This window comes from Maridesulfovibrio salinus (assembly GCF_055394525.1).
Genome location: NZ_AP042461.1, coordinates 2,725,819 through 2,751,291, shown reverse-complemented (window position 1 = coordinate 2,751,291; position 25,473 = coordinate 2,725,819). Strand labels below are relative to the sequence as shown.

Annotated in this window: 21 protein-coding genes; 12 read left to right on the top strand and 9 right to left on the bottom strand. The window is 45.6% G+C overall.

From position 1 onward, the window contains the following. Positions 1-13 precede the first annotated feature (13 nt). The 7 genes from gcvT (at position 14) to ACZ5PW_RS12445 (ending at position 7,647) form a co-directional block, all read left to right on the top strand. A complete protein-coding gene (gene gcvT, locus ACZ5PW_RS12475) occupies positions 14-1,075 on the top strand; it encodes a glycine cleavage system aminomethyltransferase GcvT (protein WP_464554102.1) in 1,062 nt (353 codons plus the stop codon). Between the two features lie 195 nt (positions 1,076-1,270). Then, the gene (locus ACZ5PW_RS12470; RefSeq protein WP_464554100.1) at positions 1,271-1,633 is read left to right on the top strand and encodes a hypothetical protein; all 363 of its coding nucleotides are present in this window, start codon (positions 1,271-1,273) and stop codon (positions 1,631-1,633) included. A gap of 182 nt (positions 1,634-1,815) precedes the next feature. Next, positions 1,816-2,652, top strand: a complete 837-nt coding sequence (locus ACZ5PW_RS12465) for a class I SAM-dependent methyltransferase (protein ID WP_464554098.1) — start codon at positions 1,816-1,818, stop codon at positions 2,650-2,652. Between the two features lie 356 nt (positions 2,653-3,008). Continuing rightward, positions 3,009-3,377 (top strand): hypothetical protein, encoded by a 369-nt coding sequence (locus ACZ5PW_RS12460; protein ID WP_464554096.1) that lies wholly within the window; start codon positions 3,009-3,011, stop codon positions 3,375-3,377. A gap of 23 nt (positions 3,378-3,400) precedes the next feature. After that, a complete protein-coding gene (fdnG, locus tag ACZ5PW_RS12455) occupies positions 3,401-6,460 on the top strand; it encodes a formate dehydrogenase-N subunit alpha (RefSeq protein WP_464560403.1) in 3,060 nt (1,019 codons plus the stop codon). Beyond that, the gene (locus ACZ5PW_RS12450) at positions 6,460-7,215 is read left to right on the top strand and encodes a 4Fe-4S dicluster domain-containing protein (RefSeq protein WP_464554094.1); all 756 of its coding nucleotides are present in this window, start codon (positions 6,460-6,462) and stop codon (positions 7,213-7,215) included. Before fdnG ends, ACZ5PW_RS12450 begins: the two co-directional genes overlap by 1 nt. Positions 7,216-7,233: 18 nt before the next feature. Continuing rightward, on the top strand, positions 7,234-7,647 hold the full coding sequence (locus ACZ5PW_RS12445) for a cytochrome c3 family protein (RefSeq protein ID WP_464554092.1): 414 nt from the start codon (positions 7,234-7,236) through the stop codon (positions 7,645-7,647). Positions 7,648-8,027: 380 nt separating this feature from the next. Here ACZ5PW_RS12445 and ACZ5PW_RS12440 read toward each other — a convergent pair whose 3' ends face one another. The 4 genes from ACZ5PW_RS12440 to purT all read right to left on the bottom strand — a co-directional run bounded on the left by ACZ5PW_RS12440 (position 8,028) and on the right by purT (position 12,664). Then, complete coding sequence (locus ACZ5PW_RS12440; protein ID WP_464554090.1) at positions 8,028-9,332, bottom strand: Na+/H+ antiporter NhaC family protein; 1,305 nt, start codon at positions 9,330-9,332, stop codon at positions 8,028-8,030. Between the two features lie 420 nt (positions 9,333-9,752). Next, the gene (locus ACZ5PW_RS12435) at positions 9,753-10,073 is read right to left on the bottom strand and encodes a hypothetical protein (RefSeq protein ID WP_464554088.1); all 321 of its coding nucleotides are present in this window, start codon (positions 10,071-10,073) and stop codon (positions 9,753-9,755) included. 93 nt (positions 10,074-10,166) lie between these two features. Then, positions 10,167-11,384, bottom strand: a complete 1,218-nt coding sequence (locus ACZ5PW_RS12430; RefSeq protein WP_464554086.1) for a hypothetical protein — start codon at positions 11,382-11,384, stop codon at positions 10,167-10,169. A 98-nt stretch (positions 11,385-11,482) separates the two neighbouring features. Further along, positions 11,483-12,664 carry a formate-dependent phosphoribosylglycinamide formyltransferase gene (gene purT, locus ACZ5PW_RS12425; RefSeq protein ID WP_464554084.1) on the bottom strand — a complete coding sequence of 394 codons (1,182 nt, stop codon included), beginning with the start codon at positions 12,662-12,664 and terminating at the stop codon, positions 11,483-11,485. A 337-nt stretch (positions 12,665-13,001) separates the two neighbouring features. On the opposite strand from purT, the gene ACZ5PW_RS12420 reads away from it, so the two are divergent. Then, positions 13,002-13,580, top strand: coding sequence for a UbiX family flavin prenyltransferase (locus tag ACZ5PW_RS12420; RefSeq protein ID WP_464554082.1), 579 nt, complete (start codon positions 13,002-13,004; stop codon positions 13,578-13,580). 3 nt (positions 13,581-13,583) lie between these two features. Further along, positions 13,584-14,273 carry a metal-dependent hydrolase gene (locus ACZ5PW_RS12415; RefSeq protein ID WP_464554080.1) on the top strand — a complete coding sequence of 230 codons (690 nt, stop codon included), beginning with the start codon at positions 13,584-13,586 and terminating at the stop codon, positions 14,271-14,273. Positions 14,274-14,450: 177 nt separating this feature from the next. Here ACZ5PW_RS12415 and mgtE read toward each other — a convergent pair whose 3' ends face one another. Beyond that, positions 14,451-15,803: a magnesium transporter gene (mgtE, locus tag ACZ5PW_RS12410; protein ID WP_464554077.1), complete on the bottom strand. Its 1,353-nt coding sequence runs from the start codon at positions 15,801-15,803 to the stop codon at positions 14,451-14,453. Between the two features lie 172 nt (positions 15,804-15,975). On the opposite strand from mgtE, the gene nadC reads away from it, so the two are divergent. From nadC to nadB, 3 genes are read left to right on the top strand one after another with little or no spacing between them, the layout of a single operon-like run. Beyond that, positions 15,976-16,848: a carboxylating nicotinate-nucleotide diphosphorylase gene (gene nadC / locus ACZ5PW_RS12405; RefSeq protein ID WP_464554074.1), complete on the top strand. Its 873-nt coding sequence runs from the start codon at positions 15,976-15,978 to the stop codon at positions 16,846-16,848. A 12-nt stretch (positions 16,849-16,860) separates the two neighbouring features. Next, entirely contained in the window at positions 16,861-17,883 is a 1,023-nt protein-coding gene (nadA, locus tag ACZ5PW_RS12400; RefSeq protein ID WP_464554071.1) for a quinolinate synthase NadA, read from the top strand. Between the two features lie 54 nt (positions 17,884-17,937). After that, positions 17,938-19,536 carry an L-aspartate oxidase gene (nadB, locus tag ACZ5PW_RS12395; protein ID WP_464554069.1) on the top strand — a complete coding sequence of 533 codons (1,599 nt, stop codon included), beginning with the start codon at positions 17,938-17,940 and terminating at the stop codon, positions 19,534-19,536. A gap of 291 nt (positions 19,537-19,827) precedes the next feature. Here nadB and ACZ5PW_RS12390 read toward each other — a convergent pair whose 3' ends face one another. The 4 genes from ACZ5PW_RS12390 to glyS all read right to left on the bottom strand — a co-directional run bounded on the left by ACZ5PW_RS12390 (position 19,828) and on the right by glyS (position 25,465). Next, the gene (locus ACZ5PW_RS12390) at positions 19,828-21,282 is read right to left on the bottom strand and encodes a TrkH family potassium uptake protein (protein WP_464554067.1); all 1,455 of its coding nucleotides are present in this window, start codon (positions 21,280-21,282) and stop codon (positions 19,828-19,830) included. Next, the gene (gene trkA, locus ACZ5PW_RS12385) at positions 21,282-22,646 is read right to left on the bottom strand and encodes a Trk system potassium transporter TrkA (RefSeq protein WP_464554065.1); all 1,365 of its coding nucleotides are present in this window, start codon (positions 22,644-22,646) and stop codon (positions 21,282-21,284) included. The genes ACZ5PW_RS12390 and trkA overlap by 1 nt, the downstream gene beginning before the upstream one ends. 287 nt (positions 22,647-22,933) lie before the next feature. Further along, positions 22,934-23,197, bottom strand: coding sequence for a 30S ribosomal protein S20 (rpsT, locus tag ACZ5PW_RS12380; protein ID WP_464554064.1), 264 nt, complete (start codon positions 23,195-23,197; stop codon positions 22,934-22,936). Between the two features lie 174 nt (positions 23,198-23,371). Then, on the bottom strand, positions 23,372-25,465 hold the full coding sequence (glyS, locus tag ACZ5PW_RS12375; protein WP_464554062.1) for a glycine--tRNA ligase subunit beta: 2,094 nt from the start codon (positions 25,463-25,465) through the stop codon (positions 23,372-23,374). Between the last annotated feature and the right edge of the window lie 8 nt (positions 25,466-25,473).

The window sequence follows — 25,473 nt, the reverse complement described above, 5'->3', positions numbered from 1 at the left end:
TATGGGAGAAATCATGTCAGCATTGCGTACTACCCCCCTTACAGAATGGCACCGTGACAACGGAGCCAAACTTGTTCCTTTTGCAGGCTTTGAAATGCCTGTGCAATACAAAGGGATAATTGTGGAACACAAACACACCCGCGAAAAAGCAGGATTGTTTGATATCAGTCACATGGGAGAATTTAATCTGTCCGGCAAAGGAGCCAAGGACGCTCTTAATAAGATTGTTACCCAGAATCTGGACACTCTTGCTCCGGGAAAATGCCGCTACGGTTTTCTACCGAATGACAAAGGCGGTGTTCTTGATGATCTGATCATCTACTGCCTGGATGAAAATTCATACATGCTTGTTGTCAACGGAGCCTGCGAGGAATCAGATTTCAACTGGATTGATTCACACCTTCCAGAGGGACTGAACTTTGATAATGTCTCTTATGAAACTGCCAAAATAGATCTGCAGGGACCGCTCGCTCTGGATGTTCTTGAATCAGTTTTCGGGCGCGACTACAAGCACCTAAAATATTTTAATTTCGAAGAAACTGAATTTGACGGATACAAGCTTATTGTCAGCCGGACCGGATATACAGGTGAACTGGGTTATGAATTCTACCTGCCCGCGGACAAGGCTCTCTCGCTCTGGGAAAAACTTGTGGCTGATGAGCGGGTTGAACCCATCGGTCTCGGTGCCCGCGATACTCTCCGTCTTGAATGCGGCTATCCTCTTTACGGGCAGGATCTCGATACTGAACATAATCCCCGGGAAGGTGGATACTCATTCCTCCTCCCGGCTGATGCTTACACTGAGGTGAAAGAGCTTCTTATTCCTCTGACTATTGATGGTCGTCGGGCTGCCCGTCACGGAGATAAAGTTGTACTGGAGGGTAAGGAAGTTGGGGTTGTCACCAGTGGCTCCTTCTCCCCCACTCTGGGCTATTCCATTGCACTGGCCTATGTTGCCAAGGATGCTGCAGAGGCGGATACTTTTATTATCAATACCGGCAAAAAAGAGCTTGAGGCTAAAAAATCCGAGCTGCCCTTCTATAAAGAAGGTACTGCAAGGAAAAAGTTGGCTTAAATCAAAATACTGCTTCAGCATCAGCTGCGCTGTTCTAAAAAAACAGCGACTAATCCAAAAGATCACCCTGCCACTATATAGTGGCAGGGTTTTTTCAATTAAAATATATAGCTAATATGGCGCCCCGCCTCCTTGCCGTTTCAGTAAATCTCCACTACCCTCGCTCGCATGATTATATTCGTTTTTATCAGAGATATGCTTATCTTTATATTGGGAGTATGGTTTTTTGAGTTCAAACTTGATTTCAAACTGCCGGATGAGAACAACCTTCTGCTGTTCTTTGTGGCGATACCGATCATCTGGGCAACAATGATGCAGATGTGGACATCAATCAGCTACCGTGAGCAGAAAAACAAACTAATGTATTGGGCATGTCATGTATTGGGAATCATTTTACTGATATGTTCCGTTTTTCTCATCAGCGCTGTTCTCAACACAATTGAAAGCTCTTTAAGTCCGGTTGGTAATATATTGTTTCATGTAGTGGGATGGGCTGCAATTCTGGGTATTATATTTTATGATATGGTAGATATAAGTCGTGTGGATAAAAGTGAATAGAAACAGAAAGAAACCATTTCTTTTCTATTTGTTTGACTTATTACAAAGTCCCAACTAATTGCCTGTGTATGTTCAATCTTTAAGCATATAAAGACCTTTGGTTCTTGCGCTGCGTGACTTCTCAGTAAGTCTTTGCGGCTTTATCAATTAATATTCAATATTAAGGATATTAAGGTTTTGCTATGTTTAAAGCTTTGAATAAGATTAACGAACGTCCTCGTCCTTTTGAGACATATTCAGCTCCGGATCTCTGGACAGATCCCCACATTGCAGAGCAGATGCTCAAATATCATCTCCATCCTGAGATTGATGCAGCTTCACGCAATTCAGAATTCCTAGAAAATTCAATTGAATGGATCATAAAAAAATTCAACCTGAAATCAGGCAGAAATGTTGCTGACTTCGGGTGTGGCCCCGGACTGTATACAACTCCTTTCGCAAGGACCGGGGCCAGTGTGACTGGAATTGACTTTTCTTCCAATTCCATCAACTACGCACGTGCTGTAGCGCAAAAAGAATCCGTTCCAATCAACTATATAAATGGTAACTACCTTGATTACAGGACAGATCATCATTTTGACCTAATCACTATGATCATGTGTGATTTCTGCGTCCTCAGCCCGGTGCAGCGCAGTCAGATGATCAGAAAATTCTATTCGCTTCTTAAACCAGGAGCCTCTGTACTGCTCGATGCTTACTCCATCAAAGCATTCAATTCCACAGATGAAAAGCATTTATATGAATCAAATCTGATGGATGGCTTCTGGTCTGGCAATAAATACTACGGGTTCATGAACAGATTTAAATATGAGCATGAAAAGGTTATTCTCGATAAGTACACTATAATAGAAGCTGACCGCTGTCGTTACTTTTTCAACTGGCTGCAATACTTCGACCCAAAAGAGTTGGCGGCTGAATTCAAATCGCACAACTTCTCATTTACAACTCTACTGGGAGATGTAGCCGGAAGTAGGTACCAAAACGAGAGTAATGAATTTGCCTTAATTGTTACTAAATAGCTGAAATATATGACAGGGCCTATTATCTATTCTAGGTAATAGGCCCTTTTCTAGATATACTTTAAGTATTATGTCAAAATGACAACAATAAAAGCCAATATCTATTCCTTCTTCTGATTTCTTCCAATAAAAAACAATAAACTAAATGACTTATTTAAACAAAGCCACAAAGCCTTGTTATAACCATTATCCTTAGTCTTCACCCTTCCAGATTTCTACTCTTTCAAGCATGATTAAAATTTAAATCAAATATTAAAGAGTGTTAAGCAGTCTAGTGTTTATTATGGGTTGTATGGCATAAAAACAATTGTGCCATTCACCTCGCAAGCAAATTTTTTTTCCAAAAACAGGTAGCGATGTATAGTTTGTATTCAGAAAATGAAAAAGGCCATTTTTCGCTAACATTTTTTAGGTCCTTGGAAATTCGTTTTCAACATAGGCAAGAGGCTGATTGGGGAAACGTTAACCTTAAATTTTTGAAGAACTGGTCAGTAATGAAAAGCTCTAAAAAATGTGCTGGGGAAACGTTATTTCAACTGCCCTTTAATGGTCTGGGCATTTCTCTGGAAGCATGTGCAGAAAAAGCCGGAAAGATGGAAGTCAGATACTTTAATGTATCCATTTCCAACTCTCTGTCTTCGGAGAAACCTGCAGAATATGCTTTTACCGGTTTATCCGGATTTGAACTGCTGCTCACCTTAGGGCGTGAAATTCGTGGAAGATAACTAACAAAATTCTAGGAGCGATGATGAGAATTAATCGTAGAGATTTTGTAAAAATGACGACTGCTGCAGCTGCCGGTATTGCAGCGGTTCCGGCATTTGGCGGGCTAGGGAAAGCCCTTGCCAATACTGCCGAGGAACGGGCGAAACAGCTCAGTCCGAAATGGACCAGCCAGACCACATCCGTATGTGCATTCTGCTCTGTAGGATGCGGACTTCTGGTCAACACCTCTCTTGAAACCAAACGTGCGGTCAACGTTGAGGGTAACCCTGACCATCCCATCAACGAAGGTTCACTCTGCGCCAAGGGTGCTGCCACAATCCAGATGACCGAAAACCCCAAACGCCCCGGTAAATTTCTCTACCGTGCCCCCTACAGTGAGCAGTGGGAAGAAAAGGATTGGGATTTCTGTAAAAAGCGTATCGCCCAATTGATTAAAAAATCACGTGATGAAAGCTTTGAGAAGAAGAACGCAAAAGGTCAGGTAGTTAACCGCACCATGGGCATAGCTTCTCTCGGTTCTGCAGCATTGGATAACGAAGAATGTTATGCAATGCACTCTTTCATGCGAGCACTCGGCCTGGTCTATGTAGAGCACCAGGCACGTATCTGACACAGCGCAACTGTTGCGGCTCTGGTAGAGTCGTTCGGACGCGGTGCGATGACCAACCACTGGAATGATCTTCAGAACAGTGACTGTATTTTAATCATGGGCAGTAACGCTGCCGAAAACCATCCCATTTCCTTCAAGTGGGCAGTGAAAGCGCAGAAACGTGGCGGTAAAATCATCCACGTTGACCCACGCTTCACCCGTACCTCAGCTAGATCAGACGCATATATTGCTCTGCGCTCGGGTACTGATATCGCTGTTCTAGGCGGTATGATCAATTACATCATTAAAAACAAGCGTTACTTCCACAAGTATATGCTTGATTATACCAACGCATCTTTCATCGTAGGCAAAGATTACAATTTCAAAGACGGCCTGTTTTCCGGCTTTGACCACAAGACAAATTCCTACGACAAATCCAAATGGGCATTTGAACTGGATGACAAGGGTATCCCTAAAAAAGACGAATCCCTGCAGGATCCCAATTGCGTCTTCCAGATCATGAAAAGACATTTTGCTCGCTACACCCCTGAAAAAGTTTCCTCCATCTCAGGCGTATCGGTAAAAGATCTTGAAATGCTCTATGACACCTACACTGCTACCGGAAAGCCGGACAAAGCCGGAACCATCATGTACGCCATGGGTTGGACCCAGCACACGGTTGGCGTACAGAACATCCGGGCCATGGCTATGATCCAGCTGATGCTCGGTAATATCGGTGTTGCAGGCGGCGGTGTTAACGCACTGCGCGGTGAGTGTAACGTTCAGGGCTCCACTGATTACGCCCTGCTCTACCATATTCTGCCCGGCTACCTCAAAACTCCCCTGGCAGGACAGGACACTCTCGAAAAGTACAACAACACCTACACTCCTCAGAGCAATGACCCCGAGTCAGCCAACTGGTGGCAGCACTATCCGAAGTACTCAGCCAGTCTGATCAAGGCCATGTATTCTGAGGACACACCCGAACAGGGCTATCAGTATCTGCCGCGTCTCGACAACCACAAGGCAAGCCAGTATTCTTGGATTCCGCTTATTGATCGCATGTATCAAGGTAAATTCAGCGGCGGTCTGATCTGGGGAATGAACCCGGCCTGCTCCAGCTCCGATGCTATCAAGACCCGTAAGGCTCTCGGTAAATTGGACTGGATGGTCAACGTCAACCTCTTCCAGTGCGAAACCAGTGATTTCTGGCAGGGACCGGAAATAGACACCAAGAAGTGTAAGACTGAAACCTTCTTCATCCCCTGCGCTTCGGCAATTGAGAAAGAAGGTTCCGTCTCCAACTCCGGTCGCTGGATGCAGTGGCGTTACAAAGGCCCGGAACCGTTTGGTGATGTGATGACAGACGGTCATTACTTCCACGAAATATGGGAAGAGCTTAAGCACCTCTATGAAAAAGAAGGTGGAGTCTACCCCGAGCCTATTACCCATCTGAGCTTCGACAACATGTGCGAAGAAAACGATCACGGGCATATGGAATTCAGTGCGCGCAAAACAGCCAAACTTTGCAACGGCTGGTTTACCCGCGATACCGTAGTCAAAGGCAAGAAGTTTAAGAAAGGACAGCAGGTACCAAGCTTCGCCTACCTTCAGGCTGACGGCTCTACTACCTCCGGTAACTGGCTGTACTGCAACTCTGTCACTGACGAAGGCAACATGGGTATGCGTCACGATCCCAGCCAGACCAAAGAACAGGCTAACATCGGCCTCTTTCCCAACTGGACATGGTGTTGGCCTGTAAACCGCCGCATCCTCTACAACAGAGCGTCGGTTGATGAGAAAGGCCGTCCCTGGAACCCCAAGAAGGCTGTTATCGAATGGAACGGATCCAAATGGGTCGGTGATGTTCCTGACGGCGGTTGGAAGCCCGGAACCAGGCATCCTTTCATCATGCGTAAGAACGGTTACGGCCAGCTCTTCGGCCCCGGCCGTGCTGACGGGCCCCTGCCCGAATATTATGAGCCTCTGGAATGTCCTGTTAAGGACCATCCCTTCTCCAAAACCCTTCATAACCCCACGGCGGTTCAGGTTGAAGGAGAGGAAAAGGCTGTATGTGATCCCAGATATCCATTTGTTGCAACAACTTACCGTATCACTGAGCACTGGCAGACAGGCTCTATGACCCGCTGGCAGGACTGGCTGGTTGAAGCAGAACCGCAGATGTTCGTTGAAATAAGCCCCGGCCTTGCAAAGCTGCGTGGCATTGAAAACGGTGAGAAAGTAACAATCGAAAGTGTTCGTGGTTCCCTTTGGGCAATCGCCATGGTTACTGAACGTATTCAGCCGTACAACATCGGCGGTTCTGAAGTGCACATGGTCGGCATGCCCTGGCATTACGGTTGGGTTACTCCTGTAAACGGCGGTGACTCCGCAAACATCGTAACTCCGAACGTTGGTGACCCCAACACCGGTATCCCCGAATACAAGGCCTTCATGGTCAATATCCGCAAGTGGAAGGAGGGTGATAAGTAATGTCAGGTAAAAGCTTCTTTGTAGACCTCACCCTTTGCACCGCCTGCCGCGGTTGTCAGGTGGCCTGTAAGCAGTGGAAAAAGCTGCCGGCGGAACATACCCGCAACGTAGGCTCACACCAGAACCCGCAGGATCTCTCATTTAACACTATCCGTCTCGTGCGCTTCAATGAAGTCCGTGACGAAGATAAAAAACTCAAGTGGCTGTTCTTTCCCGAGCAGTGCCGCCACTGCATTGAGCCTCCCTGTAAGTACATAGCAAACATGTACACACCGGGCTCAGTTGAACAGGACCCCAAAACCGGGGCCGTGGTAATGACTGACAAAGCTGTAATCCGTAAAGGGAAACTCGAAAGCTGGGAACTCTGCCCTTACAATATCCCGCGTCAGGATAAGGCTACCGGAATGTGGTCCAAATGTGACATGTGTATAGACCGGGTAGAAATGGGAATGCTCCCGGCCTGTGTTCAGAGCTGTCCCACCGGCACCATGAACTTCGGTGACCGCGAAGACATGCTCAAAATGGCCAGAGAACGTCTTGCTGAAGTTCAGAAGACCAAACCCAACGCCTACCTCGCCGATCCCGAGGATGTGCGCGTGATCTACCTCTGCGAATCGGAGCCTGACAACTATCATGAAAATCTGGTAGCATCAGCAGAACAGCGTAAGACCGTTTTGGCCAACAGGGCAACCCCGCCCAGAAGTTCGAGACGCAGTTTCCTCACTGCCGCCCTTGGACAGAAAAACAAAGCCTAGCAGGCAGGGAGAAATAAGATGAAAAAATTATTGATCGCGTGCCTGTGCTGCATGGGCATGATGTTCGTAGCCATAGGCGTTGGAGCGCAGGAAGAATACACAGCTCCTGATGACGATCTGGTCATCAACTTCATAAAACCTGACAAGGGTATTGGAGTTGTGTTCAACCATTCGAGCCATGAAGGTTATGAATGTGTCGATTGTCACCACAACATCAAAAAAGCAGGCAAGCCGACCAGTTGTGCAACATGTCATGACAACTTTTCAGCAATGCCCGTTAAAGGTTACAAGTCCTACTTCAAGGCTATGCACTATAAACGCAACAACCTTAAGCGTCCCTCATGTCTCGGATGTCATGTCAGAGAGTTCGGTAACGACAAGGAAATGGTCGGTTGTGTAAACTCTGCATGTCACCCTGAAGGGATCAAATAACTGAAAACAGTCTACATTCTATGCTATGGACATTTGTCCGAGCACTCCACAAAGCCCCGCTTCGGCGGGGCTTTCTTATTTCAGCTTAATACTCTGTGCATAATGAAATGGATTGCAGGATATCATATTCCCCTTCATGGCTTCGAATTTATTGTGCACGTCACCATCCCTTAAACATAAATCTGAAAATATGCTTTTTTACTTTTTTGCACCTTACATCCGGGATTTACGCCTAAATATATAGGTGGTGTTGACTACAAAAAACTTTAAGCCATACTTTCATGCATCATAAACGAAAAAATCCCGCATGACTGTAAATCATGCGGGATTAATGAACTTTTGTGCTGAGTTTAATTTTTAAGGATTATGCTAATTAAAATTTAACGCTTAACTCGCGGAAATCCGGTCATAATACTCAGGATAGCCATCACTGCAAGAATAAAGCAGTAATGCATGTTACCGATAATCTCCAGCGGAGACATCTTGGAAATGGAGCCTGCCAGCAAAATCTGCGCTCCATAAGGAATTAACCCCTGAACAATGCAGGAAAAGATGTCCAGCAAGCTTGCACTGCGTCTCGGATCAACATCATGGGTTTCAGCAATTTCCTTTGCCATGCCACCAGTCAGAATAATCGCAACAGTGTTGTTAGCGGTGCATAGGTCAGACATAACCGCCAATGCGCTGATACTCAGTTCCCCGGCTTTTGTGGATCTGGTTCCACGGGTCATACGGCCGATCATCTCAATAATATAAGTTATGCCGCCATGATATTTGATCAATTCTCCAAGCCCGCCAACCAGCAATGAGAGGACGAGAATTTCCTGCATCCCGGTAAACCCGCTGTAGATATCCTGAGAAAAAGTGAGCAGGCTGAAACTGTCCATGGTTATGATTCCAACAAGCCCGGTGAAAACGATTCCCGCTCCCAGAACTATGAAGACATTAACTCCAACAACAGCCATCATCAGAATAGTCAGGTAAGGCAGAACCTTGAGCAGACTGTATCCACCATCCTGAACAACCTGCCCGCCTTCACCCGCAAAATACAGAATGATAACGGTCAAAATGGCAGCCGGAAGCGCTATGAGGAAGTTCATCTTGAACTTGTCACTCATTTTACAACCCTGAGTTCTGGTAGCTGCAATAGTGGTATCTGATATCATCGACAGGTTGTCACCGAACATGGCTCCGCCCACGACAGCCCCCATCAGTAAAGCCGAAGGGATGTCTGTTTTGCCGGCCACGCCGACAGCAATAGGTGCAATTGCGGCAATAGTACCCATTGAAGTTCCCATTGCGGTAGCAATAAAAGCGGCGATGACGAATAACCCGGGGAGTACCATTGAAGCAGGAACTATCGATAAACCTAGATTGACCGTGGATTCAACCCCACCGATAGACTTGGCGACAGCAGCGAATCCACCAGCAAGAAGATAGATCATACACATGGTGATTATGCCCGGCTCCCCGGCACCACGCAGAAAGATATTAATTTTATCGGTTATCTTTCCACGCCCCATCCACACGGCCCATGCAATCGCGGGTAATATGGCAACTGTGGCTGACAACTGGTAGAAAGCCATGCTGGTTCCATCCATTGTCAGAAAAGCTCCGGTTCCGATAAAAATGGCTAGAAACAACCCCAGTGGGGCCAAGGCCAATCCGTTTGCTTCCTGTTTCATAGGTATATATCCTTATATAAGAAGTTATGCATATAGTTTGGGTAGAAGTATACATATGGAGAATACTCTTCCAAACATTTTAAGGAAAAACCAAAAGAGCAATCACTTCACATTATTTTGCGAAAAACAACCCTTTCAATTATTCGTTTTCCACGATGCGGATACTTAAGATGCTCACCTTCAAGAACTCTGTCAATAAAAACCGATAAACATTTTTCAAAGTATTACTTTAAGGTTTTTGGAAGATTGTAATCATCAATATGTAGCATCAAATCAGATCTCAAATTTTGATTAGGATGTAATAATACAGCGATATAAAAAATCATTATCTCAAAATAAGAAAAGACCCGCAGCACATGCAAAGCCTGCGGGTAACTTGAACAATGTATACGAACAGAAGGCTTGTTAATTAAAATCAACCTAATAAGCAACAATGGTATATTCGCCGTTATATTCCATGACAAACTTACCATTATCTCCAGAAACAGAGTCTACCTGCCCTGCATTGTCAGTATGGTAAACGTTAATACTGTTCTTAACTTCAGAATTTTTACACATTAAAACAACATAGATATTCTCGTTCGCATTAGATTGATACCTGTCATACTCCCAATTTTGACGTTCATCTGGCAATAGATTCAAAGCACATTCAAGCTCCTTCTGATGCATTGACTCATCAATACCTTTCATATTTATTGCCAGACAGGATATATTAGGATCTTGACCAAACAACATATACACAACAGAACTCCTTGATTATTAGTCCACTTCAAAAATGGCTATATTTTAATTCAAAATACATACTTACAAATAGGCTTACTTCATACATCTTAATCAAGATGGTTCCGGTATCGGCTTTGGCTTTTTAGGGGAGGTATTCAATATCTCCTGAGCTTTTTTTGCCCTTATCTTAGCTCTCTCAGGATCTGAATCTGAGAGACTGAATTTATTCTGCAGTGGAATATAAGAACTGATTTTACCAGGACCAAGTACCTGCATTTCAATAGCCCAATAGCCAACTACTAAAGGTCTATCAAAAGTTTCATTCATGGAAACCCCGTTACCGGACCTGCTGACAACGTTAAGCTTGGCTCCGGGCAACATATAACCACCATAATCATTGATTGAAGCTGACCTCATTATGTCTTTCTTGAACTTATCCAACTCAATCTTAGTTTTCAGTTCCTGAAGTTTTTTAAGTTCGGCCTTCAACTCGGAAGTCAGACTGCTTTCATCGCTCTCTGAAACAGGACTGCTTGCAGTTGCATTAGATGGATTTTTCAGGCTGTTAATGAGTTCTATTGATTTGTTGAGCTCAATAATTCTTTTGCTGTAATCAGATATTGAAGTACCTAGCAGCAGATCAAAATTCTGCGGACTACCGGCTTGAATTTTAGCCCCTCCCGACCCTGAAAAGGACATGGAAACATTAATTCCTTTGATTGCAAAAACCCTTGTAATTACGCGTATGCTTTTCCCGGCTAAAAGCTTTGCCACACCGGGATTATTTTCAAGCCACTTCATGGCCTCGTCTTTAATAACTCTGTCAGGCAATCCATAACTGGTGGCATTGGTGAAAACAATTGTTCCATTGGCGGACTGGGCGCCGGCCAAGGCAAAGGCAACTGGTACGGAGCTGATTGGCAGAGATGCTCCGAGCCCGCCTCTTCTATCTAGACTGAAACTATAGGATGGAATTGCCGCCTGAAATCTACGATGAAAGCTGACTTTGTCATTGGCTGTAAATTCATGGTCGTAGATTTTTCTATAAACCGAGGAAGGAATTTTTATTCTGTCGTATCTGTTGGTAAGAGGAAGAAAACCCTCTTCTGTCCATGTCTCAACTTCATCATCCGATGACATGTCAGCTAGATAGACATCACCGGGCCGAATATCCTCTTCTAATGGGAAGACAGGGAAAATCTGACCGGCTCGAATGGTCATGGACCAGTTTTTGGCAACACTTTCCAGATTCGACTGAGGGGCCTTAGGCACACATCCGGCCACTGATATAAAAACAATAGATAATAAAATGTTGCTGAATTTAAGCATAGATCAATACCTCTCTGATACAAGGAACCTTTCACACGGAATTATTCCTTGTATCACACCCCGTCACAATGTCAACGAGGTGTGATTCGAGGTATTGTCTAATACTGAATATCTACAGCTGATGAAGCACGGACAGCGCGATTCTTGGCATCTTCCACGTCAGAACCAAGAGCAAGAGCTACACCCAAACGGCGCACACCGTCACACTCTCCTTTTCCGAAGATAAGTACCTTTGTATCAGCTTCTTCAAGGGCCTTGTCTACATTTGCAAATGCCGGAGCCTGCGATTTGCCGTTTGAAAGAATTACACTGGAAGCTGCAGGACCATACTGCCTGATGGTAGGCACAGGCAGGCCGAGAATCGCACGGACATGCAAAGCAAATTCGCTTAAATCCTGAGAAATAACGGTAACGAGTCCGGTATCGTGGGGGCGCGGAGAAACTTCACTAAAAAAGATTTCATCACCTTTAATGAACAGCTCCACACCAAACAAACCGCGTCCTCCCAAAGCATCAGTAATACGAAGCGCATAATCCTGAGCTTTTGCGAGAGCAGCATCAGTCATGGGCTGGGGCTGCCATGATTCACGATAATCACCATCTTCCTGACGATGCCCAATTGGAGCGCAATAAGAAGTCCCGCCCGCATGGCGCACAGTCAGCAGTGTGATTTCATAGTCGAACTCAACAAAGCTCTCTACAATGATCCGCCCTTCACCAGTACGACCTCCGGACTGCGAATAATCCCATGCATGGTCGATATCGGCTTCGCTTTTAACCGTACTCTGCCCTTTGCCGGATGAACTCATTACAGGCTTGATTACGCAAGGAATACCGATCTCTTTTACCGCGGCAAGATATTCTTCCTTGGTGTCAGCAAATTTATAGGGAGAAGTTTTAAGTCCTATTTCCTCGGCAGCAAGTCGGCGGATTCCTTCCCGGTCCATGGTCAAGCGGGTCGCCATAGCGGTGGGCACTACATTGAAACCTTCTTTTTCAAGTTCAAGAAGAGTTTCTGTTGCAATTGCTTCAATCTCAGGAACAATGAAATCAGGTCTCTCGGTTTCAACCACCTTACGCAGCGCGTCAGCATCCAACATGGACATGGCATAACTGCGGTGTGCTACCTGCATAGCCGGTGTATTATCGTAACGATCAACGACAATGACTTCGACTCCAAGGCGCTGAGCCTCAATTACAACCTCTTTGCCAAGTTCACCGCCGCCTAGAAGCATCATCTTGCGGGCGGAAGAAGTTCCTGCAGTACCGAGCGTGACCATAGTTTTCTCCATAGGTGTTGCGCTACGCGCTTTATTGTTAGGTGAATCCGTCTTTAACGGGCAATAAGAATCATCCATATCAACTTTTCAGGCTCGATGGATTATTCCAATATGAAAGATGGTGGCCTTTGAAATGCCTGAAGGCGAGAAAGGCTTAGATAAAAGTTGAGTTTCTCCTCGCACAGGATACACTAAAATTCAAGATTTTTAAGGCATGCTCCCCTTTTTTGCTGATATAAACTTGAAAGCCGGAGAATATCCGGTATTGTCAACGCTTTCTGGCTATTGTAACTGTTCTGATTCGATCAACATACAACATGGATAACAATCTTTGCGAATGGATAAAAAAAGAATAGTTCTCGCATCTACCGGGGCCAGCGGTACTGTGTACGCCGTGCAATTGGCCAGACACCTTAAGTCACTTGATCATATCGAGCTTCACCTTATACTTTCCGAAGCCGCAGTTAAAGTGATGGAACTTGAAACTGATTATATCAAAGAAGACCTGACAAAATGCGCCGATTTTATTTATAGTCAAAATGATATTGCCGCCCCACCGGCCAGTGGGTCATGGTCACATTCCGGAATGATTGTATGCCCATGTTCAATGGCATCCATGGCAGCAATAGCGCAAGGACTAGGCTCTAACCTTATACACAGAGCCGCTGATGTATGTCTTAAAGAAAGACGCAAACTGATACTTGTTACCCGCGAAACCCCGCTCAACCTGATACATATCAAAAACATGGAAACAGTTACTCTGGCCGGCGCAACTGTCATGCCCGCTTCACCGGGATACTATCATTACCCCAAAAGCGTGGAAGAACTGGCTGCTCACATGGCCGGACGCGTTCTGGAGCAACTGGATATCCCTCATAACCTTTATAAACGCTGGTGCGAAGACTCGCGGAGGTAAACCATGAAACATACTTTTACTTGGAACGGACACTCTAATTTTACAATCCAGTCAGATGATAAAACCATCATCATAGATCCTTTTTTCGAAGGCAACCCCATGGCCTCCGAGAGATGGGACTCCATCAAACAGGCCGATGCTGTACTGGTTACCCATGACCATGGAGATCATGTTGGACAGGCCGCTGAAATCTGTAAAGCTACCGGAGCACAGCTGGTATGTATCTTTGATTTCATCGAAGATATGATTGCTCAGGGAGTGGACGGTGACAAAATCATCGGCATGAATATCGGTGGCACAATAGAAGTGGCAGGAATCAGAGTAAAGATGGTTCAGGCCATGCACTCTTCTGCATCAGGAGCACCTGCAGGTTTTATTATAACATATCCTGATGAATTTTGTGTTTACTTCGCGGGAGATACTGGAATTTTCTCCAGCATGGAACTATTTGGGAAACTGCACGACATTGATGTAGCCCTTCTGCCCACTGGCGGATGGTTCACCATGGATTCCAAAGAAGCAGCCTATGCATGTAAACTGCTGAACTGCAAAATGGTTATTCCGATGCATTTTGGAACCTTCCCCATACTTGAACAAAATGCCAAATCATTCACTGAATATTGTGCAGAAATGGCACCGGACTGTGAAGTCATAGAGCTGGAAGTAGCCAAGCCCAGAGAAATTCATGTATAAAAATTAAGTTTACAGCAAAAAACAGATAACAGATAAAAATGCTGTTTGTTAAAAACATATTTAAATAGTTTTTTATTGATGAAAGGCCCAGCCGATTTTTTCGGCTGGGCCTTTATAATTGAGTCTTCAGAAAAATGATTAATCAAAAAACCTTTCAAATCAAGACAAGGCAAAACACTACAGCAAAAACACCCCGGCCAGACCGAGCAAAGAGAGAAAACCGAAACTGTCTGTAATGGTCGTGAGAAAGATAGAAGAAGCCTGAGCCGGATCTCGACCGAATTCTTTGAGCAGAATGGGAATGGCCCCCCCCACAACAGCACCTAAAACCATATCGATAAAAAGTGCTCCGGACATGACCATAGCGAGCGTATAGTTACTGGTAAGCAGGAAAACAGCAAGGAGAACAAGTAGAGCGATGCAGATACCGTTGGCAAGTCCGATTTTAAATTCACGCAAAACCGCCGACCATGATTTTTTCCGGTCGAACTTCTCTGTCGCAAACTGCCTGATCATGACCGCGAGAGCCTGCTGCCCGGTATTACCGGCCTGGTTCGCCACAATCGGCATAAGAACGGCAAGAATGGCCATCTGTGCAATGTTGGCTTCAAATAGGTGTACCACCCAAGCGGAAACAGCGGAGTTGGCAACGTTGATGACCAGCCAGGGCAGGCGTTGCTTGACAGAATATTTCCACGGTGAATCTACAGTTTCATCCGTACCTGCACCAACCATGGACTGCATATCTTCACTGGCTTCCTCATTAATAATGTCAATTACATCATCAACGGTAACGACACCGATAAACCGATGATCAAAATCGGTAACAGGCATAGCAAGAAAATTATAGTGTGCAATAAGACGGGCTACCTCTTCCTTATCCACATTGTAGGTAACAGAAATCAGGTGCTGGTTTTTGGTAAGTTCAGTAAGCATTTTTCCGGGGCGGGAAATAAGAAGGTCCCGCATGGAAACAGCACCTATAAGGTGATGACGGCGGTTAACAACATAAGCATAATACGGGATACTTTTATCTTCCACCTCCCTTCGTATGGCGGAAATAGCCTGATCGACAGTCATATCATCCCGCACGACTGCGACTTCTGTGGTCATTACCCCACCAGCGGTTTCCGGGTCGAAGGTCAGAAGTGTGGAGATTTCCTCACGTTCTTCAGCTTTGATCTGACGCAGCAGGGTTTCCCGAAGATCATCGTCTATTTCTTCAAGAATATCAGTCGCGTCATCGGGCGACATGTATTCAAGTATTCGGGCAGATAGTCCAACATTGAGCCGTTCAATGAGGTCGCGCTGATCATATTTTTCCATTTCCGCAATGGATTCAGCTGCATCCCGGATAGTCAGCTGCTTAATGAACTTGACCTGTTCTTCCAGACCGAGTTCTTCAATATGATCAGCTGCGTCAGCAGGGTGCAGCGCATCAATAACACGCTGGTCAACCTTGCCAGCGCGTCCTTTGCCGCTTTCCTGCCACTGCCGCAGTGGTTCGGGTATTCCTTTAGCCTTTGTCATGGCGCTACCAACTATCTCAATTATATTGAAAGGTCAAAATTTAAGACTCTTTTACAAGATATAATCCACTTTGTGAAATCCTTCTCAGCCCTTGTATTACTTAACAAAAACGGATACGGATTTTTGTTACATGACCTCAAACTTAATGTTACAAAATTTTAACAGGAATAATATGACTCAAAACCTTTTCAATGACTTCTTTCAGGCCGAAGCAAAAATGTTTCTTCTGGCCACCATTAAAATATCACTTAGCGAAGACGGCCCGGATCTGACCTCGCTGGGTCTTTTTGAGCCCGAAGATATTGCCACGGCTCAAATAATCGCGAAAGAAGATACTGTTATCGCCGGACTGCCCCTGATCCCTCTGATTCTTGAGTTTGCAGACCAGGAACAGAAATGTCAGGTGTTTTTAAATGTGGATGAAGGTGAAAAAATCTCCACTGGAACACTCATAGCCTCAATCCAGGGCCCTGCCGCTCTGCTCCTAAAGGCCGAACGGGTGATCCTCAACTTCATATCACATATGTCCGGTATTGCCACTGAAACCCGTAAATACGTGGATGCTCTGGATCATTGCGAAACAATACTCCTGGACACCCGCAAAACCCTCCCCGGACTCCGTTATCCTGAAAAATACGCCGTACTGGTAGGAGGAGCCAAAAATCACCGCCTGAATCTGGTGGAGATGCTGATGCTTAAGGATAACCACATCGACCGAGCCGGTTCAATAACCGGAGCCGTGGACAAACTTCGTGCAAAATATGAAAGCTGTCCGCCGATCGAGGTTGAATGCCGCAATCAGGAAGAAGTCAATGAAGCTGTTGCCTGCAAAGTTGAGCGCATAATGCTGGACAACATGACCTTTGACGAAGCAAAAGCCGCCATTGAAACAATCCCTGATGAAATTGAAACTGAAATCAGCGGAAACGTGACCCTTGAAACCATCGCTTCACTTGCAGAGGCCGGACCGGACTACATCTCCGTAGGCAGGATCACTCATTCCGCGAAATGCTCCGACATGAGCATGAAGATTATATCAATGTAGGTAATACAATAGATGTATTCAGATATTATAACTGAACAAAAGGAAAAGTACGGGAAAAAACTGGCCATTCTCGGACACCATTACCAGTCGGATGAAATCATCCGTCATACCGATCTTAAAGGTGACTCTCTGGAGCTTGCCCGCCAGATCGAAAAACTGGAAGCAGAATACATAGTATTCTGCGGTGTACACTTTATGGCCGAATCCGCAGCAATAGTGCGTCGTGAAGACCAGAAGGTCTACATTCCAGATGCAAGAGCCGGATGTGTCATGGCCAACATGGCTCCGGCATGGCTTGTGGATAAAGTTCTTACCAGAATACTTGAAGAAAGCGGACGCAAAATCATCCCCCTTGCCTACGTAAACACCCCTGCCGCTGTGAAAACAGTGTGCGGCAGACACGGTGGTTCCGTATGCACTTCCGCCAATGCTGAGAAAATGCTCAGCTGGGCCCTTGAGCAGGGCGATGGAGTTCTCTTCCTTCCGGATAAAAACCTTGCCCTCAATACTGCGGACAAACTTGAAATCTCAGCTGAAAAGCGCATGATTCTTGATATCCGCGGCAAAGGTGAGCAGGTTGATATTCAGAACACCATGGATAAACAACTTCTGATCTGGCCCGGTCTTTGCGCTATCCACCAGAGGTTTAAAGTCTCACAGATGGAACAATTCCGAAAAGACTTCTCCGGCTGCAAGATCATTGTCCACCCTGAATGTCCTCCGGAACTGGTTCAGGCTGCCGATGGTAACGGTTCGACTTCATTTCTCATTAAATATGTCGATGAAGCTCCTGCCGGAACTACAATTGTCATCGGAACTGAAACCAATCTGGTCAACAGGCTAAAAGACATGTACCCCGATAAAAAAATAATTCCTTTGGGAATAAGCATGTGCAGCAATATGGCCAAAATAACGGAAGAAAAACTTGCCGATCTTCTGACCAGACTGGAAACGACCCCTTACGAGGATGTTTCCGCTGACATCAGAACCCCGGCTAAAATAGCTCTGGAAAGGATGCTCAAAGTCTGCTCATAGTAAACCGAACCTTTAGCCGGAACCTGAAAAGGCTGCCGTTTTATGAGATAAGGCATGCAAGAAAACCGAATAAAAACAGAAGTTTTGGTAATCGGATCAGGTATCGCCGGATGTATATCAGCTCTGACGATAGCAGAAAAAGGTATTGAAGTTACTCTCTTGACCCAGGGAGACAACCTATTCACCGGTAACACGAGACTTGCCCAGGGTGGCATAGTCTACACTGGCCCCGGTGATTCACCTAAAAAACTTGAAAAAGATATAAATACCGCCGGATGGAACTACAACAACACAAAGGCGGTACGGTTTCTGGCAAAACATGGGCCGGATATCCTTAAAAAGCTGTTGCTTGAAAAATATCCGATCCCCTTCCATCAAAACGATGACGGAGAGTACAGTCTTACCCGCGAGGGCGGTCATGCTGTACCCAGAATTCTTTATTGTGCCGATCACACGGGGCAGACCATCATGGAAATACTCAGCAAATGTGTTGCCGAGCATCCATACATCCGGGTCTGCACCAGCAGAACGGCAATCGACCTTATTACCAGCCACCACCACGTCAAGGGGCCGGAATTCATGTACAGCCTTGGCAACAAATGCCTGGGGGCGTACGTTTTTAACGAAGCCCGTGATGTTGTTGAAACAATGCTGGCCGACTACACGGTTCTGGCAACAGGTGGACTCGGGCAGATATACCTGCATACCACCAACACTACCGGATCCATAGGATCAGGAATCGCCATGGCCAACAGAGCCCGGGCCAGACTGATCAACTCAGAAATGGTTCAGTTTCATCCTACGGCTTTTTATCAGGGCGCACGTTCCAGAGCCAGCCGTAGATTTCTAATTTCTGAAGCGGTCCGAGGTGAGGGAGCGAAACTCATCAACTCCTCCGGCGAAGCATTCATGCATCGCTACGACCCCAGAGCTGATCTGGCTCCCCGAGATATTGTAACTCGGTCCATTCTGGAAGAAATGCTCCTCACTGAAGAAGAATGTGTCTACCTTGATGCGGCAAATCATGTGGATCATGACCTGACAGTCCGCTTCCCTACTATTTACGGCAGATGTCTTGAGAACGGAATCGACATTACCAAAAAGCCGATCCCTGTTGTCCCTGCCGCACATTACTTCTGTGGCGGAGTTCTTGTGGATGAAAAAGGAAAAACCACCATCGATAGACTCTATGCTGTAGGAGAATGCTCCTGCACAGGAGTACATGGCGGTAACAGGCTGGCAAGTACCTCTCTGCTTGAAGGTCTTGTCTGGGGCAATACTGCTGGTGAAGATATAGGTTCCAAAGCCTCTAAAAAATCATCACTAAGTAAAAAGCTGCTCAAGGCCATACCTGACTGGGAAAGCCCTGGAAACAATTCCAATGAAGACCCGGCTCTGATAGCGCAGGACTGGGCGCTGATTCGAAGTGTAATGTGGAACTATGTCGGTATCACCAGATCAACCTCAAGACTCAACAGAGCTATAGATGATCTGCAGAATCTGAACAGAAACCTGCGCTCATTCTACAAGCGGACTCCCATCAGCAGACCTATCATTGATCTGTTTCACGGATGTCAGGCAGCTTTAACCGTCACTGTTGCAGCCTTAAGAAACAAGGAAAGTATCGGGTGTCATTACCGGGCAGATGAATAACTATTTTGCTCTGTTTCAGGTTCTCGGGAATTACTTCAAAGTTGTTTGTTAGATGCAATGCAGATTATTCCTTAATTAGACTTAGTAAGTAATTTACCAGATCAATCCCACAACAAAGGCCCTGCTGAAAAATCAGCAGGGCCTTTTTATTCAAACAACTTGCAAAATGCTTAACTTGGGGAATATCCAAACTTTTATACAGTATTAAATGGGCTTATTCTTAAAAGGCAACAGCGACTTGAATCATTTAAAAAAAACATATTCAAACTACTGTAAATATTAATAAAAGTATTATTTTCTCCAGAACTCAGGCACACAAAGAACGATCACAGTATAAATTTCGAGACGCCCAAGCAACATACAGAAAATCAACGCCCACTTACCGACTTCGGGAATATGTGCGTAGTTTTCGGTTGGCCCTACACTTCCAATTCCCGGACCGATGTTTCCGATGCATGCAAGTGAGGCTGCAAAAGAAGAAACTACATCGACCCCGGTTGCGGCAACAATGAGCCCACAAATTACAAATAAGCCAAGCCAGAGAACGAAGAATCCAAGAATATCGTTCATGGTTTCTGGTTTAACAACAGTCCTGCCGAGTTTGACACGGTTTACGGATCTGGGGTGGATTATACGAAAAACTTCCTGATACGCCTGTTTGAAAAGAAGCATAATACGGAGATTCTTCATGCCTCCACTGGTAGATCCTGCGCAGCCGCCAAGGAACATACATAAAAGGAGAAGTCCCTGTGCAACAGCAGGCCATATTTCATAATCTGCAGTAGCATAACCGGTTGTACTGATGATTGATGCCACTTGAAATGAGGTATACCTGAAGGCATCTGGAAAAGAATCATAATTCGATGCAGAGTAAACCGCATATGTAATAACAGACGTAATTACAATAAAGATGATCCCGAAAAATCTGAACTCCGGATCCCTCCACATGCGAAGAGGCCGCCCTTTGATCATCTGGTAATGCAGGCTAAAATTTATTGCTGCAATGATCATAAAGGCCGTAATTACATAATCGATATATGCGCTCTGAAAATGGGCAACGGATGAGTTTTTAGTTGAAAAACCGCCGGTGGCAAGTGTTCCGAAGGTATGGCAAAGAGAGTCGAAAAAAGTCATACCACCAAACATGAGCAGTATCGCCTCAACTGCAGAAAAAAGCACATAAACCTTCCAGAGCACCAGAGCTGTGTCCTTAATGCGCGGTTTAAGCTTATCAGGAACCGGACCGGGAACTTCTGCTTTATAAAGCTGCATTCCCCCTACTCCAAGAAAAGGGAGAATCGCAAGAGATAGAACGATAATCCCCATCCCGCCCAGCCAGTGAGTCAGACTGCGCCAGAAGAGAATTCCTTTGGCGTTACTTTCTATGTCAGTCATGACTGAGGCACCGGTTGTTGTAAAACCGGAGAGCGACTCAAAAAAACAATCGACATAACTGGGAAAAACATCCCCGAAGTGAAAAGGGAGGCTCCCGAAAAAACCCGCCGCAACCCAGCCAAGAGCAACAATAGCCATTCCTTCACGGTGACTCAGCCCTTTATTGCCTTCTTCGTCCCGAAAGAAGAGAAACACCCCCATCCCGGCAGCCGAGGTCAAAAGAATCGAAAACAAAAGAGGAAGAATACCTTCATCCTGATAATACAGAGAAAAACCAAGAGGGAAGATCATCGTCAGCCCTACACAAAGTGTCAGGGCTCCGATAATATGCAAAACAACACGCCAGCGCATCAGTACAACTCCAGCTTGGTAGTCAATGCTTTTTCAATTTTAGGAATATTCTTATGAGTTGAAATAATAAGCAGCCGGTCATTCGGCTCTATAACAGTTGTACCGGTGGGTATGATAACTTCTTCACCTCTTTGAAAACAAAGAATCAAAGCTCCGGCTGGAAAATCAAGATCCATGATGGGCTTGCCTACAATAGCTGATTTTTCCTGAGCAATAGCCTCAAGAGCTTCCGCCTCTTCACCTTTAATAGATACAGCAGAAATAACTTTCCCCTGCCTTACAAAGTGAAGAATGGAGTTGATGGCTGAGAGACGGGGGCAAACCAGATGATCAATGCCAATCGGCTGTATAAGAGGGATATAGGCAAAATTATTAATCCGGGTAATAGTTTTGCGGGTTCCCAGATTCTTTGCAACCAGACAGGAAAGTATATTCATTTCCTCGTCACCGGTAACAGAAATAAACATGTCAAGATCGCCAACATTCTCTTCCTTGAGCAGATCCTGATCAGTTCCGTCACCGCTGAGAACAATAACCCGGTCCAGATCTTCGGAAAGTTCGGCACAACGCTCTGGGTCATTATCCAGTAATCTGGTATGATACTTTTTCTTATCCAGAGCCTGGGCAAGCAGGTAACCGACATTACCTCCGCCAACAATCATCACCTTGCGCACGGGATAAGACAGGATACCAGCCAGCTTGAGAAGCTTGTCCTGCTGGGAACGTATGCAGGTGAAATAAACAATATCACCCTGCTCAATCCTATCCAATCCCCCGGGGATAATCAGTCTGTTCTTGCGCACCAGAGCGGCGATGACAACATCAACCCCATCGAGATGGTCACGGACATTCATCATGGGAACACCCACAAGAGGACTGTCATCCGGAAGCTTGACACCGATCAGTCGGACTTTCCCGCCTACGAAATCATTAATTTCCACGGCACCGGGAACACTCATGACACGAAGGATGGATTCGACCACCTCTTCATCAGGATTGATGATTGTATCAATACGCAGATCTCCCTCAGTAAACATGTGGGAATACTTTGTATAATCATCATTCCTTATACGGGCCAGCTTAATGATATCAGAAGAAATTCTGTTAGCCAGAAAGGTCGCGATAAGATTAATTTCATCTTTATCAGTAACTGCAAGCAGGATATCAGCTTCCCTGATCCCGGCCTCCTCAAGTATTTCCGGACTAGAGCCAGAACCTTGAATTGTCTGCACATCCAGAGAATCAGAAACCTTACTCAGTGCTTTCGCATTCTTATCAATAACAACAACATCTTTGCTCTCCCCGGAAAGACGTCTTGCTACGTTGAAGCCGACTTCTCCGGCCCCTACAATTATAACTCTCAAAAGTTACTCCTTGTGCAAGGCACACCAAATACAAAAGGCTCAAAAAATGCTTTTGAAATCAGCAGTTGCTTATAGCGTGATAGCTGAAAACCAGCAACATTACCACTCACTTTTAAAATGAAAAAAGAATTACTCTGTTAATGAGCAGATCAAATTGAAATGATCCGAGTAAGGGCATGATTCACTTCTCAGACCAATATTACGGCAGGTGTAAACCGAAAAAGCCCGTCGCAATATGCGACGGGCTGGGAGGTCTTGTAAAGAAAAAACTTATCTTTTTTAAGACACTAAGCCATCTTGTTGACAGCAGCGTGAAGGCGGGCAATTCTGCGTGCTGCAGCACGTGAATGGATAACCTTCTTGGTTGCGGCCTTATCAAGAATGGAAGTTGCCTTACGGAGAGCGGAAGATGCAAGTTCAGTATCTTTTGCTTCAACAGCAGTACGAACTTCTTTCACAACGTTTTTGATACGGGTACGGATCATGGTGTTGCGAGCATTGCGTTTTACGCTCTGACGATGTCTCTTGAGTGCAGATTTATGATTAGCCAAGGTATTTCTCCTTAAAATTAAATTTCTATTTTTTTAACCCGCTTATGCAGGATTGTGTGCGAACGAAGAGTGTCTTTAACCAAAAACACCCGCAACTGTCAAGATTGGATAGCATTTTTTTGTGTAAAAAACACGAAATAATTATCAACCCTGATTAGCAGTCCCCCTGACAGGCTATACCTGCAGGGCTCCGAAATCAGCCAATCTGGATAACCTGTCAACCAGCGCCTTTAAGAGGTTTAGGCGATTAGTCTTTAAGCCCTTATCTTCGCAGATGACCATTACGTTGTCGAAAAAATCATCAACAAAAGGTCTGAGTTCGCCGAGGATTGCGAACAGTTTTGCGAAATCATCATTTTTCCAGAGCTCTTCAAAGCGGTCAGAAGTTTCATCCAGCTTTTCAGCCAGTTTTACTTCCTGAGGTTCTACCAGACGGTCTGTCTCAAAACCGCCGCTGAGCTCAGTACCTTCTTCGGAACCCTGTTTTTTAATGATGTTTGCTGCACGTTTGAAAGTCAGTACAGACTGCTCAAAACCTTCAGCTTTGGCGAATTCGGCCAGTGCTTCAACTCTTGCCTTGAGAGCGGGAACATCACGGAAACCGGCACCGATAGCTGCGTCAACAACTCTGGTTTCATAACCTTTTCCTGTGAAGTAGGCACGAAGCCTGCTGGAAATGAAATCGCCTAGTTTTTCAAGAACTTCAGTCTTGGAGAGTTTCCATTTGATATCTTTGGAATAACCTTCAAAAGCCATATCCATGAGCTCAAGAATATCAACTCTCAAATCAAACTCTATAATCATGCGCACGATCCCCAGAGCAGCGCGCCGCAGCGCGTAGGTATCGTTTGCGCCAGTGGGGATTTTATTAAGGCCGAAGCAACCCACAAGAGTGTCTGCTTTATCGGCCATGGAAACAATTGCGCCGCCGAGGGACGAAGGCACAGGGCTCTCCGGTCCGGCGGGCAGGTATTGTTCGGAAATGGCTTTGCAGACAACCTCTTCTTCACCACGTTTGGCGGCATAGATGCCACCCATGATGCCTTGGAGTTTATCAAATTCATTAACCATTTCAGAGACAAGGTCAGCTTTGGCAAGACGCGCTGCACGGGCCATCTCGGTCTGCATGGATGAATCTGCCTTGCCTGCAATAAGGGCAGCAAGTCTTTCCATACGTCTGGATTTGTCGCCCATGGAGCCCAGAGGTCCGAGGAAAACAACATCATCAAGCTTGCCGAGCCATGTATCAAAATCTGTATTGAGATCGTTTTTCCAGAAAAAACGTCCATCTTCAAGCCGGGCGCGAAGAACCTTTTCCCAGCCCTTGCGAACCAGTTCCACGTCTTTGGGGACAAGGTTGAGAGTGCACAGAAAATGAGGCAGCAGCTCTCCATCTTCTTTCTGGAGTCCGAAACATTTCTGGTGGCTTTCCATGCTGGTCAGCAGGACTTCTTTTGGAAGCTCAAGAAAAGACTCATCAAAGTTACCAATGATAGGGACAGGCAGTTCCACAAGGTTGCTGACTTCCTGAAGCAGGGAGTCCTTCCAAACAACTGTTCCCTTAAATTCAGCTGCGAGCTTATCACCCTGCTCGCGCACATACTCTCCGCGCTCTGCAGGAGAAATGATTACGGAACATTTTTCTTTGATCACTGAAAAATAATCATCTGCGGAAGCAACTTCCCATGGACCTGCACCCATTACACGATGCCCGAAGGTCTGACGTCCGGAAGACAGCCCGGCCATTTCAAAATCAACTACAGCGGAACCATAAAGGCAAAGCAGCCAGCGCAGCGGACGTCCAAAAGCGAAATCAAGGTTGCCCCACTTCATCTTTTTGGGGAAAGAAAGTTTTTTGATGGCTGTTACACACAGTTCAGGCAGAATGGAGGTGGTTTCACCGCCGCCGATTTCTTTTTTGGCAGCAAGGTACTCACCTTTTTCGGTTTCAACCTTGTAGATTGCATCGAGTGCTATTCCCTGAGACTTGGCAAATCCCTCAAGAGCCTTAGTGGGATTTCCATCTGCATCATAGGCGATTCTGGCAGGAGGTCCTGAAACTTCCTCGACAACCTTACGCTGGGCAGCAGCCATACCCTTAACATGAATAGTAAGCCTGCGCGGAGTGGCAAAAGCCTCAACCACATCGCAATCAATCATGCTTTCTTCAAGCAGGTTGCTGAATATATCCTTAATGTCAATACCCAGACGCGGAACAAAGCGGGCGGGCATCTCCTCGATTCCAATTTCTAATATAAAATCGGCCATTACAGTTT

What these genes read in the sequence shown, in the direction of transcription:
- gcvT (WP_464554102.1), top strand. Translation starts at nt 14, where the DNA reads ATGTCAGCATTGCGTACTACCCCCCTTACAGAATGGCACCGTGACAAC.
- ACZ5PW_RS12470 (WP_464554100.1), top strand. Translation starts at nt 1,271, where the DNA reads ATGCTTATCTTTATATTGGGAGTATGGTTTTTTGAGTTCAAACTTGAT.
- ACZ5PW_RS12465 (WP_464554098.1), top strand. Translation starts at nt 1,816, where the DNA reads ATGTTTAAAGCTTTGAATAAGATTAACGAACGTCCTCGTCCTTTTGAG.
- ACZ5PW_RS12460 (WP_464554096.1), top strand. Translation starts at nt 3,009, where the DNA reads ATGTATAGTTTGTATTCAGAAAATGAAAAAGGCCATTTTTCGCTAACA.
- ACZ5PW_RS12450 (WP_464554094.1), top strand. Translation starts at nt 6,460, where the DNA reads ATGTCAGGTAAAAGCTTCTTTGTAGACCTCACCCTTTGCACCGCCTGC.
- ACZ5PW_RS12445 (WP_464554092.1), top strand. Translation starts at nt 7,234, where the DNA reads ATGAAAAAATTATTGATCGCGTGCCTGTGCTGCATGGGCATGATGTTC.
- ACZ5PW_RS12440 (WP_464554090.1), bottom strand. Translation starts at nt 9,332, where the DNA reads ATGAAACAGGAAGCAAACGGATTGGCCTTGGCCCCACTGGGGTTGTTT.
- ACZ5PW_RS12430 (WP_464554086.1), bottom strand. Translation starts at nt 11,384, where the DNA reads ATGCTTAAATTCAGCAACATTTTATTATCTATTGTTTTTATATCAGTG.
- purT (WP_464554084.1), bottom strand. Translation starts at nt 12,664, where the DNA reads ATGGTCACGCTCGGTACTGCAGGAACTTCTTCCGCCCGCAAGATGATG.
- ACZ5PW_RS12420 (WP_464554082.1), top strand. Translation starts at nt 13,002, where the DNA reads ATGGATAAAAAAAGAATAGTTCTCGCATCTACCGGGGCCAGCGGTACT.
- ACZ5PW_RS12415 (WP_464554080.1), top strand. Translation starts at nt 13,584, where the DNA reads ATGAAACATACTTTTACTTGGAACGGACACTCTAATTTTACAATCCAG.
- mgtE (WP_464554077.1), bottom strand. Translation starts at nt 15,803, where the DNA reads ATGACAAAGGCTAAAGGAATACCCGAACCACTGCGGCAGTGGCAGGAA.
- nadC (WP_464554074.1), top strand. Translation starts at nt 15,976, where the DNA reads ATGACTCAAAACCTTTTCAATGACTTCTTTCAGGCCGAAGCAAAAATG.
- nadA (WP_464554071.1), top strand. Translation starts at nt 16,861, where the DNA reads ATGTATTCAGATATTATAACTGAACAAAAGGAAAAGTACGGGAAAAAA.
- nadB (WP_464554069.1), top strand. Translation starts at nt 17,938, where the DNA reads ATGCAAGAAAACCGAATAAAAACAGAAGTTTTGGTAATCGGATCAGGT.
- ACZ5PW_RS12390 (WP_464554067.1), bottom strand. Translation starts at nt 21,282, where the DNA reads ATGCGCTGGCGTGTTGTTTTGCATATTATCGGAGCCCTGACACTTTGT.
- glyS (WP_464554062.1), bottom strand. Translation starts at nt 25,465, where the DNA reads ATGGCCGATTTTATATTAGAAATTGGAATCGAGGAGATGCCCGCCCGC.